The 13,425-nt window shown below is 60.6% G+C and carries 16 protein-coding genes; 1 reads left to right on the top strand and 15 read right to left on the bottom strand.

Going from position 1 to position 13,425, the window contains the following annotated elements:
• Positions 1-70 precede the first annotated feature (70 nt).
• The 15 genes from rpsT to pyrR form a co-directional block, all read right to left on the bottom strand.
• On the bottom strand, positions 71-337 hold the full coding sequence (rpsT, locus tag I2G40_RS05400) for a 30S ribosomal protein S20 (RefSeq protein WP_022094714.1): 267 nt from the start codon (positions 335-337) through the stop codon (positions 71-73).
• A gap of 139 nt (positions 338-476) precedes the next feature.
• Complete coding sequence (gene holA, locus I2G40_RS05395; protein ID WP_195544418.1) at positions 477-1,433, bottom strand: DNA polymerase III subunit delta; 957 nt, start codon at positions 1,431-1,433, stop codon at positions 477-479.
• Positions 1,434-1,511: 78 nt separating this feature from the next.
• Positions 1,512-3,815, bottom strand: coding sequence for a DNA internalization-related competence protein ComEC/Rec2 (locus I2G40_RS05390; protein WP_195544417.1), 2,304 nt, complete (start codon positions 3,813-3,815; stop codon positions 1,512-1,514).
• Entirely contained in the window at positions 3,812-3,922 is a 111-nt protein-coding gene (locus I2G40_RS09830) for a ComEA family DNA-binding protein (RefSeq protein WP_411266842.1), read from the bottom strand. Before I2G40_RS09830 ends, I2G40_RS05390 begins: the two co-directional genes overlap by 4 nt.
• On the bottom strand, positions 3,874-4,524 hold the full coding sequence (locus tag I2G40_RS05385; RefSeq protein ID WP_195544416.1) for an SLBB domain-containing protein: 651 nt from the start codon (positions 4,522-4,524) through the stop codon (positions 3,874-3,876). Before I2G40_RS05385 ends, I2G40_RS09830 begins: the two co-directional genes overlap by 49 nt.
• A 213-nt stretch (positions 4,525-4,737) precedes the next feature.
• Positions 4,738-5,982 carry a tRNA uracil 4-sulfurtransferase ThiI gene (gene thiI, locus I2G40_RS05380; RefSeq protein WP_195544415.1) on the bottom strand — a complete coding sequence of 415 codons (1,245 nt, stop codon included), beginning with the start codon at positions 5,980-5,982 and terminating at the stop codon, positions 4,738-4,740.
• Positions 5,983-6,264, bottom strand: a complete 282-nt coding sequence (locus I2G40_RS05375) for a DNA-directed RNA polymerase subunit omega (protein WP_035138532.1) — start codon at positions 6,262-6,264, stop codon at positions 5,983-5,985.
• A gap of 5 nt (positions 6,265-6,269) precedes the next feature.
• A complete protein-coding gene (gmk, locus tag I2G40_RS05370) occupies positions 6,270-6,839 on the bottom strand; it encodes a guanylate kinase (protein WP_055309885.1) in 570 nt (189 codons plus the stop codon).
• Positions 6,840-7,148: an integration host factor, actinobacterial type gene (gene mihF / locus I2G40_RS05365; RefSeq protein WP_006236130.1), complete on the bottom strand. Its 309-nt coding sequence runs from the start codon at positions 7,146-7,148 to the stop codon at positions 6,840-6,842.
• A gap of 239 nt (positions 7,149-7,387) precedes the next feature.
• Positions 7,388-8,104: an orotidine-5'-phosphate decarboxylase gene (gene pyrF, locus I2G40_RS05360; RefSeq protein ID WP_035138533.1), complete on the bottom strand. Its 717-nt coding sequence runs from the start codon at positions 8,102-8,104 to the stop codon at positions 7,388-7,390.
• A complete protein-coding gene (locus I2G40_RS05355; RefSeq protein ID WP_192924107.1) occupies positions 8,098-9,006 on the bottom strand; it encodes a dihydroorotate dehydrogenase in 909 nt (302 codons plus the stop codon). Before I2G40_RS05355 ends, pyrF begins: the two co-directional genes overlap by 7 nt.
• A gap of 14 nt (positions 9,007-9,020) precedes the next feature.
• A complete protein-coding gene (locus I2G40_RS05350) occupies positions 9,021-9,788 on the bottom strand; it encodes a dihydroorotate dehydrogenase electron transfer subunit (protein ID WP_148346275.1) in 768 nt (255 codons plus the stop codon).
• Positions 9,789-9,904: 116 nt separating this feature from the next.
• Positions 9,905-11,194, bottom strand: coding sequence for a dihydroorotase (locus I2G40_RS05345; protein ID WP_195544414.1), 1,290 nt, complete (start codon positions 11,192-11,194; stop codon positions 9,905-9,907).
• A complete protein-coding gene (locus I2G40_RS05340; protein WP_195544413.1) occupies positions 11,178-12,122 on the bottom strand; it encodes an aspartate carbamoyltransferase catalytic subunit in 945 nt (314 codons plus the stop codon). The genes I2G40_RS05345 and I2G40_RS05340 overlap by 17 nt, the downstream gene beginning before the upstream one ends.
• Before the next feature lie 4 nt (positions 12,123-12,126).
• The gene (pyrR, locus tag I2G40_RS05335; RefSeq protein ID WP_006236123.1) at positions 12,127-12,711 is read right to left on the bottom strand and encodes a bifunctional pyr operon transcriptional regulator/uracil phosphoribosyltransferase PyrR; all 585 of its coding nucleotides are present in this window, start codon (positions 12,709-12,711) and stop codon (positions 12,127-12,129) included.
• A gap of 450 nt (positions 12,712-13,161) precedes the next feature.
• Between pyrR and rpmB the strand changes: the two genes are divergently transcribed.
• Complete coding sequence (gene rpmB, locus I2G40_RS05330; RefSeq protein WP_022094725.1) at positions 13,162-13,350, top strand: 50S ribosomal protein L28; 189 nt, start codon at positions 13,162-13,164, stop codon at positions 13,348-13,350.
• The last annotated feature ends 75 nt before the right edge of the window (positions 13,351-13,425 follow it).

Raw genomic sequence — 13,425 nt, 5'->3', positions numbered from 1 at the left:
AAAAATGGAGCCTGTTCCATAAAACAGGCTCCATTTATGCGCGTAATCTGTGTGGTGTGAAATTTACAACTTAGGCGTTGATGCTGTTCACGAGCTTGGCAAGACCGGACTTGCGGTTGGAAGCCTGGTTCTTGTGGATAACATGCTTGGCGGCAGCCATGTCGAGACGCTTGGTGACGGTCTTGAGGGCAGCCTGGGCCTTCTCGGCGTCGCCCTCGGCGACGGCGGACTGGACGTGCTTGGTCAGCGTCTTGAGCTCGGACTTGACAGCCTTGTTACGCATGCGAGCTGCCTCATTGGTGCGGATACGCTTCTTCTGAGACTTGATGTTTGCCACTTCTGGAGTTCCTTTCGAGTTCCTTGCAAAAAATGTATGACACCTCTGAGACACGGTGAGGTCATGCAAGCGCCTACTATAGCACGCTCCCCCTCAAAGGGATAGAACGAATTTGTCAAATAGGCAGGTATCATCACGATTATCTCAAGATGTTCGTAATCCAGAGCAAAAGCGCGGTCTGAGAATCGGCCGAACCCTTGAGCGCGAGCTCCACATCAACGGCACCCTCGAGCGCTGCGACGAGCTCTGCCATCGAAAAGCGACGTGCCCAGGTCAGGTGATTCTTGACCTGCCAGGACTGGAGTTTGAGCGTTGCGGCCAGCTCACGACCCTGTCCGCGCGCATCGAGCGCCTTGGCAACGATAAGCTCGCGAATGCGGCCGCACAGCAATGTGTACGTCCACACGTAGCTCTTGGCGGGCATTAGATTGAAGAGCTCGAGCGAACGGCGCATGTCACGGGCCGAGACCGCATTGAGAAAGTCCCAGGGTTGAACCTCGGCCGTTCGTACAATCCAGCGCTCAACGTCGGCAAGCTCAATCTGGGGCGCCTCGACCATCTGGGCAAGCTTAGCCAAGTCGTTATCGAGCATGCGAGTGTTTTCACCCGAACGCGAAACGAGCTCCTCGGCGGCCGCCGTCGAGATCGACTTGCCGTGCTGCGTCGCCATCTGTTGCACGCGGCGCGGTAACTCCCAGCGCTTGGTGCCGGAGCAATCGATCACGGCCTTCTTGTCGATTTTGGCGATCGCCTTATACAGGCGCGTGTTCTTGGCAAGCGAGTCGGCGATGATGAGGCAGACCGTCGTGGGGCTGGGACTCGCCAGATAGTCGACAAGCGACTCCGAGACCGCCTTAGCGAGCTTTGAGCAGCCATCAAGGATTACCAAGCGAAACTCGCTGCCCATCGGAAAGGTGTTAAGCGATCCGATAATGGACTCGATATCGGGGTCCTTGGTCATGTCGCGCTCGTCGAGGTTGAACTCGACCATTCCCGACTTTTCCAGACGCGCCTTCATACGCGAGACGGCGTGATCGCGCTTGACGCCGTCGGTACCGACGATCAGATATGCCGGCAGCAGACCGGTTTCGGACATTACGCTCCCCTCCCGCAGGCCTTCGTATTCGTTCCGTGCCATTCTAGCCCAGGGGCCCACCACACGCCATCGACATCGTCACGGTCGCTGGCATCGCATCGCAAAGCCCTTTGCGGTCGGGCTGATGGTGATATCACCATGTTCGATGGTGCATGCGAACGCACCGCCCGCTTCCTGAACGGCATCGATGCAGGCATCCGACGGATGACCGTATCGATTCCCCTTGCCGGCGCTCGCGAGGGAAAGCTCGGGTCTCAGGACATCCAGCAACTCACCATCGACTGAAACCTTGGAGCCGTGATGCCCAAGTTTAAGGACATCGATATCCCCCACCTCCTGCACGAATTCCCGTTCTTGGTCGAGCTCGGCATCACCAGTGAGGAGCATACGCAGGCTCTTGCCTTCCTGAACATAAGAGAGTAGCAGGACAAGCGAGTCCTCATTTCCCTCGCCATCTACGGACTCGAACGGCCACATCACGCGGGCACAAAATGAGCCGATGTCGACCGTATCCCCACGGCGCACCTGCCGATACTCAACGCCAGGTCGATTCAATACCTCGGCAGGAGCATCCTCCAACGCATCCGCCGCCACGGCAATCGTTCCGACCGAAAACTGTTCGAGCACGGCAGGTAGACCACCCCAGTGATCCTCATCCCAATGCGTCACAAAGACGGCATCGATATGGTGCACGTTATTGCGAACCAACGCCGCTACCACGCGCTCATCGAGCCCGCAGTCGACGAGTGCTAATGCGTCGCCCTGGCGGATAAGAATCGCATCCGCCTGGCCCACATCGAGCACCGTCACCGAAGGCGGAGCGAATCGATCCCAGTAGACGTACGGAATCGCAGCCAAGAGCACCAGGCATGAAAGCCCCACCGCCATAGGACGTGCACGGGGACGCGGCCACCAGACCAACAGAACCGCCAGCAAACACGGCACTAGGTAAATCCACATGCTATCGGGCGGCACACTCACAGATACACCAGGCACGGCGGCAAACAGTTGCTCGAAGAACAGTGCGCAACGGGCGGCAACCATGGGCACAACGAGCGCCCAAATCCGCAACGGTTCCACGAGCGAAAAGGGAACCAGCACGATCGACACAGCAAGCAGTACGCTCACCACCGGACCGATGACTGCATTTGCCAGCGGAGCAATGAGCGAGAACGTACCGAAGGCAGGAATGGTAATGGGAAGTGTTGCCAGTTGCGAGCACAGCGTGACGGAAAGTATGTTGGCAACGCCCGATGGCACACCCAGCTCACCCAAAGCGTAGGTCGCATAGGGGCAAAAGCACAGAATGGCTAAGACGCTGGCACACGAGAGCTGAAAGCCCATCTCGAACAGCACCGTCGGCCGCAGTAGCACAAAGATGGACATGGTTACGAAGAGTGCCGATGCGCCGTGCCGGCGACGCCCCGCGCCGTTTACGACAAGCGTCGCGAACACCATGCAGCACGCGCGCACGGCCGAGGGAGACGCGCCCGTAAAGGCAGTGTAGCCCACAAGCGCCATCGCCAATATCGCCCGCTGAACACCACGTGAGCAGCGAGTCTTTTGCAATACACCCTCGATTACAAATCCCACGATAGCCAAATGGCTGCCCGAGACGGCGATAAGATGCGCCGTTCCCGCTACCGAAAACCAGTCGCCCGCCGGCTGGGCGCGCAGTTCGGCCGAACGACCGCAGACGACACCGGCTATGAGTGCACGCGCCGGGTCGGTCGCAGGCGCGATGGACGCAAGCAGCCCATTTCGCAGCCGAAGCAGCGGTCCCGGAGAGCCCTCATCGGCCGACACAATCCGAACGACTTTAACCTTGCGCACCTCGCCTCGGAGCACGCGCGATCGTCCATACGCATCGTTCTCAAAACGTGAAACGCGACCGATAACACGCACGTACGCCCCGACCTTGAGCTCGCGGTCGCACGATAGGCGAACCGTTGCCAAGTTCTTACCGTCCGCGCGTGCCTCGCAGGTATAGGAATACACGTCGTCGTTTATGGATGGATCGCCCTGCACGATAAACTCGAGGCCGCTTGCCGCTCGACCGTCGAGCGCCTTCGAGGCGCTGAGCGCACCCACAGCCCACCACGCCGAGACGACCGCTCCCGCCACGAGACCGACGGACGCGGCATACAACCACCGCTTCAAAGGGGCAAGCCGCGCACAAGATTGAGCCAGCACAACGAATACCGTCGTCGCAACGGGAATGGCCCATAGCAGCCCGACCGCCGGCGCCTGCTCCCTCAGCAGCGCATCAGCGGCCACGTTGAGCACCGAGGCGCAGCTCATGCACATGCCGGCACACAGGGCCATCGTCCACGGCATCAGGGGCCGCGGAGGCATCACATGCTCGCGCTCGGTCGCACTCATACGCAGATGCAATCTTTGATTTTGGCAAGCTTCTTCTCGCCGATTCCCGATACACGCATCAGATCGTCAACCGAGGCAAAAGCACCGTTCTTTGTCCGCTCATCGATAATCGACTGTGCCATGGAGGGACCGTGCCCGAGAGCGTCTGCAGTTCTGCCGCGCTTGCCGTATTGATATTTACTAGGCCTGTTGCGCCACTCACGCCCGATGATGCGAAAGCCCCACCATCAACACCGGCTTCCGCAATGGACGTCTGCTGCTCCCCTACCGTTGGAACGTGAATCTTCTGTCCATCGACGACCTTAGATGCCCGATTGAGCCCCGTAACGTCTGCCTCAGGCGCCAGCCCGCCGGCGGCATCAATCGCCTGAGCCACCCGCGCGCCGTCTTTGAGCCTGTATACACCGGGCGACACAACAGCGCCATCAACATCGACATAGACTTCTGCCGCGGCAGACGCCTTAGACGAAGAGCCTTCGGATGTCTTTCCGCTCGAGGCATCGCCGGATCCCGGCTCCACCAACGAGTCTGAACCGTCAGTGCGCTCAAACGACACGCCGCCGGCACCGCCGCCAAGGTTCGCCATCGCCAAGCCGCTCGCCATCGCAATGACGACCAGTATCGCCACGACCACCGCCTTATGACCGAACAGCTTGTCCGCCAAGCGGTCCATCTTTTTGACCCGTTCGTGTTGTTCGCGCTGCGCCATAGCAAAACCTCCCAACACCATCGTGTCAGGAAAGGAACTCCGCAACAGCTACGCTCCAAAACCGGTTTTAGCGGTCAAACCAAAAACCGACCAAAACCTTGCACAAATCTGTCCATTTATTCAGGCACACGTCAGCAAATGAACACTTAGCCGCAAAATGCCCAGATAGCAAAAGACCGACGATGCAGGCGCATCGTCGGTCTATGCACAAATTTACTCGTGATCTTGGTAAATCTCACGCGGAGCAAGCTCCGAATGTTTGCGTTTTAAGGTCTTGGGGGCCTTATACGTGTTGCTCTCGAAGTCGATGTACTCGGTCTGTTTGAGCAGGCGCTCGATCATCTCCTCGTGATCGAACAACTCCCAGGCCTCATGCACGGCATCGAGTTTAGCGTGCGTCTCGGGACGGCGCGGCATAAATAGCGTGCAGCAGTCGGGAGCGGCCTCAGTCGAGATATCGAACGTGCCGATCTCCTCGGCGCGCGCGATGATCTCCTGCTTGTCCGAACCGATGAGAGGACGGAACACGGGGATCTTCACGGCCTCGTTGACGGCCATGATGTTCTCAAGCGTTTGGGAGGCAACCTGCCCAAGTGATTCGCCCGTAACGATAGCCTTGGCACCCTCGATGTGTGCAATGCGCTCGGCAACCGAATACATAATGCGGCGATACATAATCACGCGCAGGTTGCTGGGACAGGTGACCGAAATCTCACGCTGGCAGTCGCCAAACGGCACCACGTACAGGCGGCCGATCTGGACACCCGGCTCAAGCGCACGGATGATGTCCTGCACCAAATACTCGCTCGTATCGGGCGTCTGCGGACGACCGGAGAAATGTACCGGCACGCACACCGCGCCGCGACGCGCGAGCATCCAGGTCGCCACCGGAGAATCGATACCCGACGACAACAGCGTCACGACCTTGCCGGCAGAACCCACCGGCAGACCGCCCACGCCACGCTCGGAGCGCGCATACACGTAGACGCTACCCTGGACCACCAGTACGTGCACCATCGCATCGGGGTCGTGCATTTGAACCTTTTTATCGGGGAAGGCCTCGCACAGTACCTCGCCCACCTGACGATTGATATCAATCGAGGTGAGCTCATAGTCGATATTGGAGCGCTTGGCGTGCACCTTAAACGAATCGAAAGGACCAAACTCGCGCAGCGCCTTGACGGCGGCGGCACAGTACTCCTGCGGGTCGCGGTTAGTGTGATACGCCAAAGATACACGGGCAACGCCGGGAACGGTGCGAATGACACGCGCCGCCTCATCGGCCTGATGCTCGTTAAAGGTCACGAGGATATAACCGGAAATTCGAGACACGGCATTCACGGAAAAGGCGGCCAAGGCCGCCTTGATGTTATCCATGAGGATATGCTCAAAATGTGCGCGGTTCTTACCCTTCAGTCCAACCTCGTGATAGTGGACCAGGCAGACGCGAGCCGCCATTTAGGCTTCAGCAACCTTGTGGCCGAGCGCCTTCTCGTAACGGGCCTCGTCGTAAGAGATGTCGCCGTCGACAATCTCGTCCATAGCCATCGAGATGGTATCGGCACCGGAAAGCCCGATGGTGATGTCATCGACATCCTGGACGGCAAGCACGCGGTTGTGCTGGCCACGCAGCATGCTATTGATGTCGCAGGCGCGCTTGGAGGCAAGCGAAGCGAGCAGGAAGCGGTTGTGATCGGTCTTCTCCAGAAGATCGTCAATGCAAGGCTTTACAACGGACACGGACCTCAGTTCCTTTCATGCATATCGAGAACGCGAACGAGTTCATCGGTCGCGCGGTCGAGATCGTCATTAACCACGACGTCGTCGTAGCGGTCGGCAAGGGCAAGCTCATCGGCGGCGTTTGCCATACGCAGCTCAATCGTCTCGGGCGTCTCGGTACCGCGACCGACTAGACGCTCGCGGAGCACCTCAAGCGAAGGCGGCTTGATAAAGATCAGCACGGCCTCGGGGAAACGCTCCTTCACCTGCAGGGCGCCCTGGACATCGATCTCCAAAATCAGAGACGCGCCCGAGGCGAGCTTGGATGTGACCTCGCTCACCAACGTGCCGTAGCAGTTACCGTGGACCTCGGCCCACTCAACAAACTCGCCGTTTGCCACGCGGCGGTCGAACTCCTCGCGCGTCAGAAAAAAGTAGTTGACGCCGTCGACCTCACCTTTGCGTGGTGCTCGCGTGGTAGCCGAAACCGTCAGGCCCAGGTTCGAGCGGCGCTCGCGCACACGAGTGACGAGCGTACCCTTGCCTGCGCCTGACGGTCCAGAAATCACAAAGAGCTTGGAATCCTGAGCGCTCACTTATTTGGTCAGCTGCTCGAGGAGCTGCTCGCGCTGACGGACGCCGAGGCCCTGGACGCGACGGGTAGCGGAGATACCGAGCTCCTCCATGATCTTGGCGGCCTTGGCCTTGCCATAACCAGGGAGAGACTCGATGAGGGTGGAAACCTTCATGCGGGAAGCGATGGGGTCATCGGAGTTGAGCACGGACTCAAGGGACTTCTCGCCCTTCTTGATCTGCTCGCGAAGCTCAGCGCGGGCGTGACGTGCGGCAGCAGCCTTCTCAAGAGCCTGCTTGCGCTGCTCATCGGTAAGCTGAGGGAGTGCCATTCGTACCTCCAAATAGTTGGGTTATTTCTGATTCAATAATTGGCATTTTAGCACGTAGAACGTACAAAATGCCCAATCGCGGGTCCATAGGTTAGACGATACCCGCAAAAAGTGCAATATACTGCGCCCAAAGTTAAGCCCCTGACCTGCGATTCCACACAAAGGATGGGAAAGTTTACGCAGGCACAGGGGCTATTTTGTGCTAATGAGACCCAAAAGTGGTGACTTAGGGGAATCTTTTACGCGACGTTTTCGACCAGCTCGGCGACGATGGCGTCAAAGGCGGCAACCGGATCGTCGGCACCAGTGATGGGACGGCCCACCACAATGTGGCTCGCACCGCGCTCGATAGCCTGGGAAGGCGTCGCCACGCGGGACTGGTCACCAAGGGCGGCACCCACCGGACGCACACCCGGAGTCACGATCAGGGCATCAGGACCCAGCAGCTCACGCATGTCGTGAGCCTCCATCGGCGAGCACACAATGCCATCGATGCCGTTGGCCTGAGCGAGCTTTGCCAGGCGGGCGGCCTCCTCGGCCACGGGCGACTCGACGCCGATCTCGCTCAAGGCATCCTGATTCATGCTCGTGAGCACGGTGATGGCGACGAGCTTGGCGCGGTCCTCGCGCGCCTCCTCGGCACCCTCGCGGCAGGCAGCGAGCATGGCGCCCGAACCCAAGCCGTGAACCGAGAGCAGGTCGGCACCGGCAAGCGAGGCCGAACGGGCGGCACCGCGAACCTGATGCGGAATATCATGGAACTTAAGGTCAAGGAAGACCTTAAAGCCCAGGTCCTTAAAGGTCTTGACGATCTCGGGGCCCTCAGCGTAATAGAGCGTCATACCAACCTTAAGCCAGGCGGCATGGCCCGAAAGCTCGTGGGCGAGCTCGAGCGCACGCTCACGATCGCAGTCGAGGGCGACGATTACGCGGTCGCGGGCATCGGTCTCTAGCATTCGAAAGCACCTACCAGCTCGTTGATGTCCTTTACGCCCTGGGACTCGGCCCAGGCCTCGAGCTCATGCGCGATCTTGAGCGAAGCGCACGGATCGACGAAGTTGGCCATGCCAACCGACACGCAGGTGGCACCGGCCAGGATAAACTCGGCCGCATCCTCGCCGGTCATGACACCGCCGACACCGTTGATGGGGATATCGACGGCCTGGGCAACCTCCCAGACCATGCGCACGGCGATGTGGTGGCACAGCGGGCCCGAAAGGCCGCCCTTGGGCTTGGCCACGCGGGATTTGCGGGTATGGACGTCGATGGCCATGCCCTGGATGGAGTTGATAACTGAAAGGCCGTCGGCACCGGCAGCCTCGAGGGCCCTGGCGATCTCGGCGACGTTGACCGGCGCCATCTTTACGAACAGCGGCTTATCGGTCACCTTACGGCAGGCAGCCATAACGGAAGAGGCGCCCTCGGGCGTGGAGCCCATGGCGGCACCGCCGGCGGCGATATTAGGGCAGCTCACGTTGATCTCGTAGCCGGCAGCCCAGGGGCACAGCTCGACATACATCTCGAGCGCGCGGACAAACTCCTCGACGGAGTGACCGGCGACCTGGCAGATGACCTGGCAACCGTCCTTGGAGAGCTGCTCGAGCCACGGACCAGACTCACGGGCAAAGGCAGCCACGCCAGGGTTCTGAAGGCCCACGGAGTTGATCATGCCGCCCGGGATCTCGGCCATGCGGGGCGCGGGGTTGCCGGGCCAGGGCTCGGCAGCGCAACCCTTGGTGGTGATGGCGCCCAGCTGGGAAACATCAAAGAAGTTCTGGAACTGCCAACCGTAGCCAAAGGTACCGGCTGCGGTGTTGATGGGGTTCTGCATCTTGACGCCGCCGAAATCGACGGCCATGTTCACGGTACCCACTAGAAGACCACCACCTTGGAAGCATCGAACACGGGGCCGCACATGCAAGCACCCTTCATACCGTCGACCGTCTCGACATTGCAGGTGTTGCAGGCGCCAAAGCCACAGCTCATCATGCGCTCGAGCGACACCTCGCAGTAGGCACCGGCCTCGGCGGCAGCGGCGGCGACCTTCTTCATCATGACGGCGGGACCGCAGCTGGCGACATAGTCGTAGCCGCCCTCGCCGAGCAGCTCGGCGGCAGGATCGGTGCAAAAACCGTGCGTGCCGAGCGAACCGTCGTCAGTGCAAACGTTGACCGTGTCGCACAGAGCGCGGAACTCATCGATGCCCACGGCCTTGGACGCGGTGCCAAAGCCCAGGCACACGTCGACGGCCACACCCTGCTCGGCAAGCATGCCGGCGAGGCACAGCACGGGCGGAACGCCGATGCCGCCCGCCACGAGCAGCGCCTTCCTGGTGCCCTCGGGTACCATCCAACCACGACCACCGGGGCCCAGCAGGTTAGAGGTGGAGCCAGGGCCCATCTGGGACAAACGACGGGTATCGTCGCCCACGACGGCGTACCACAGCTCGACGGTACCGGCCTGGGCGTCGGCGCGATAGAAGCTCAGGGGCACGCGAAGCAGCGAGGACGCATCGCCGGGCACGGCGATGTTCACAAACTGACCGGGCTTGAGCGCACTTGCAAGCTTGGGGGCCGAAATAACGAGCGAGAAGATGCCGTCGGCGATCTCCTGGTTCGAGACGACCTCGAAGTCGTGCATGCGTGCAGTGGAAGGTGTGGGCATAGACGCTCCAATCCCCCATGCGATTGCATGGTCAAAACGAACAGAAAGCGCGGCACCGCAAGGGCACCGCGCACAAAAGCGATAAAGCTATGCTAGCAGATGCAGCCGTCGGCGAGCGTCTGCTTACCGCCGACAAACACATCGGTGGCACGACCGGTGAGCGTGCGGCCGGCGAAACCGGAGTTCTCGGCGCGCGACTCGTAACCGTCCTCGCCGACCGTCCAGGTGGCGGACGCGTCGAACACGGTCAGGTCGGCAACGGAGCCCGCCTTGACCTGAACCTGGTCGAGGCCCAGGATCTCACGCGGCTTGATGGCCATGAGCTCGACCATGCGGCCCATGCTCATCTTACCCGTGTTGACCAGCTCGGTGAGCACGAGCGACAGCGAGGTCTCGAGACCGATCATGCCAAAGGGCGCAAGCTCGAACTCGCGGGCCTTCTCCCACGGGGTGTGGGGAGCGTGATCGGTGACGATAACGTCGACGGTGCCGTCGATGACGCCCTGACGGATGGCCTCGGCATCCTCCACGGTACGCAGCGGCGGGTTGACCTTGAGCGAGGTGTTGTAGGTCTCGTCTAGATCGTTCTCGGTCAGGAACATGTGGTGCGGGGTGGCCTCGCAGGTAACCTGAACGCCAGCGGCCTTGCCGGCACGCACGATCTCCAGGCCATGGGCGGTGGAGATGTGCTGGATGTGCAGCTTGGCACCGGTCAGCTTGGCGATCTCGATGTCGCGGGCGATCTGGAGCTCCTCGCCGGCAGCCGGCCAGCCCTCGAGAGCCAGACGAGTCGAAACCTTGCCCTCGTTGATCTGGCCGTGGCCGACCAGGTCCTCGTCCTGGCAGTGGCTCATAAAGACCTTGCCGAACATCTTGCCGTAGTCCAAGCAACGACGGAGCATACCCGCGCCCTGCACGCCGCGACCGTCGTCGGTGAAGGCGACGGCGCCGTGGGCGACCATATCGCCCATCTCGGACATGGCCTCGCCCTTAAGACCGCGGGTCATGGCGCCCGACGGATAGACGCGGCAGTGACCGACCTCGGCAGCGCGGGACTTGACGAACTCCACGACGGTGCCGTTATCGGTGACGGGATCGGTGTTGGGCATGGCGCACACGCCGGTAAAGCCGCCCTTGGCAGCTGCGCGGGTGCCGCTCTCGATGTCCTCTTTGACCTCATAGCCGGGCTCGCGAAGGTGAACGTGCATATCCACCAGGCCAGGGACGAGGTACTTGCCGGAAAGGTCGCGGACCTCGGCTCCCTCGACGGCGAGATTCTCGCCGACCTCGGCGATCTTGTCGCCGTCAATCAGGACGTCAACGACACCGTCAAGCTCGACGGACGGGTCGACGACGTGGGCATTCTTAAGAAGCAAGGCCATTATCGGCACCTCCAAGCAGCAGATACAGGATAGCCATACGCACGCAGATACCGGCGTAGACCTGCTCCAGGATGACGGAGCGTTGCGGGTGGTCGGCCATATAGGAGTCGAACTCGACACCGCGGTTGATGGGGCCCGGGTGGCAGATGATCGCGTCGGGCTTCATGAGCTTCTCACGGTCCTTGGTCAGGCCGAAGAGCTTGTGGTACTCGCGAATGGTCGGGAACGGGGCACCCTCGAAGCGCTCCTGCTGCACGCGCAGCATGTAGACAACGTCCAGCTCGGGCAGGACGGAATCGAGGTCGCTCGTCACGTGGTCGCAGCCCAGGACCTCGGGCGCCGGCGGCAGCAGCGTGCCGGGGGCGACGGCGTAGGTCTCGCAGCCCATGATCTTAAGGGCGGGGATCAGCGAGCCGCAGACGCGGGAGTGCGCGATATCGCCGACGACGGCGACCTTCAGACCGTGGAAGTCACCCTTGTGCTCCCAGATGGTGTACAGGTCGAGCAGGGCCTGCGTGGGGTGGTTGTGCTTGCCGTCACCGGCGCAGATGACGCTCGCGGGCGAGTTCTGCGTGACGATGTAGGGAGCGCCGGCGTGCTTGTCGCGCACAACGATGCAGTCGATCTTGTAGGCATTGAGGGTCTCGACGGTGTCGACGAGGCTCTCGCCCTTGACCGTGGAGGTCGAGGAGCCGCCAAAGTTGAGGCTGTCGGCCGAAAGACGCTTCTCGGCGAGCTCGAAGGAGCTGCGGGTGCGCGTCGAGGGCTCGTTGAACATGTTGACGATGGTCTTGCCCTTGAGCGTGGGGACCTTCTTGATGGCACGCTCGTTGACCTCGGAGAACGCCTTGGCGGTCTCGAGGATGAGCTTGATGTCCTCTTCGGAGTACTCGGTAATGTCGATCAGGTGCTTATGGTTGAACGCCACGGTACTACTCACCTCCCAGCGGCGCGGAGCCCACGTGGGAACCCGGCGCGACGTCGTTAATCTCGACAGCGGTGTGGCCGTCGACTTCCTTCATATATAGGTGCACGTTCTCCTCATGCGACGAGGGAACGTTCTTGCCGACAAAGTCCGGCGAGATGGGGAGCTCGCGGTGGCCGCGGTCAACGAGGACTGCCAGCTCAATGCGGCTCGGACGGCCCAGGTCCATGACGGCGTCTAGAGCGGCGCGGATGGTACGACCCGTGTACAGGATGTCGTCCACCAAAACGACGCGTTTGCCATCGACGCTGAAGGGAATGTTGGTGGCGTGGATCGCGGGAGCGAAATTGGTAGCGTAGTCATCGCGGTAGAAGCTGATGTCCAGGCTGCCGAGCGGAACGTCGACGCCCTCGATCTCCTTGATCTCCTCGGCGAGCTTCTTTGCCAGAAGGTCGCCGCGCGTGACGATGCCGACCAGAGCGAGGTCTTCACAGCCCTCGTTGCGCTCGAGAATCTCGTGCGCGATGCGGGTCATCGCTCGATTGACGGCGGTCTCGTCCATGATGACCGCCTTGGGGGAAGTCGTGCCCATCGATCTCCTTCCTCACATGTCTTGACTGCTGACACAGTCAAAAAAATAGATGCCCGACCGCTTAAAGCGGACCAGACACCCACAGGAAGGGCTGCTCTTTGGGCAGCTATGTAATTCCATGTGGGTATCTCGTACCCCTTTAATGGTCATGGGATAGTGTAGCCAACCTCGAGCTTAATTGCGAGCATAAATACAGAGCAATCCGTAAACGGAGCCCAAAGCTCAATAAACCTATATATTTGTGGGACGAGCTTGAAAACGCACGCACGAGCTGGCATAATCCCCTCTGCTGCACGCAAATCGGATCTACGTCCAGGGCCGTGGCGTGAGCACTATCGCCAAAAGAGGAATATCTCTGTGTAGATTGCGCACAGGGAGCGACTTCTGTGCTATAGTTCAGGCTTGTTTGTTAACGCGACATGTTCGTTTGTCGCCCAAGGAGGGTCAGTTATGTCCAAAGTTTGCGAAGTTTGCGGTAAGCACCCCGTTGCCGGTCGCTCCATCAGCCACTCTCACCGCGTCACCAACCGTAAGTTCCGCCCCAACATCCAGCGCGTTTACGTCGTCGTCGATGGTCACCGTCGCAAGATGAACGTTTGCTCCACCTGCCTCAAGTCCGGCAAGGTTGCGCGCTCGTAAATAAGGTCTTACCAACAAGTACCTCGGACTCTCCGGGTCAAAGACCTCGCGTTCATATAGAACTTACCAAAGGCG

Origin of the sequence: Collinsella aerofaciens, from assembly GCF_015558785.1 — a bacterium.
Classification (GTDB): Bacteria; Actinomycetota; Coriobacteriia; order Coriobacteriales; family Coriobacteriaceae; genus Collinsella; species Collinsella aerofaciens_P.
This window is presented reverse-complemented; position numbering and strand designations above follow the sequence as displayed.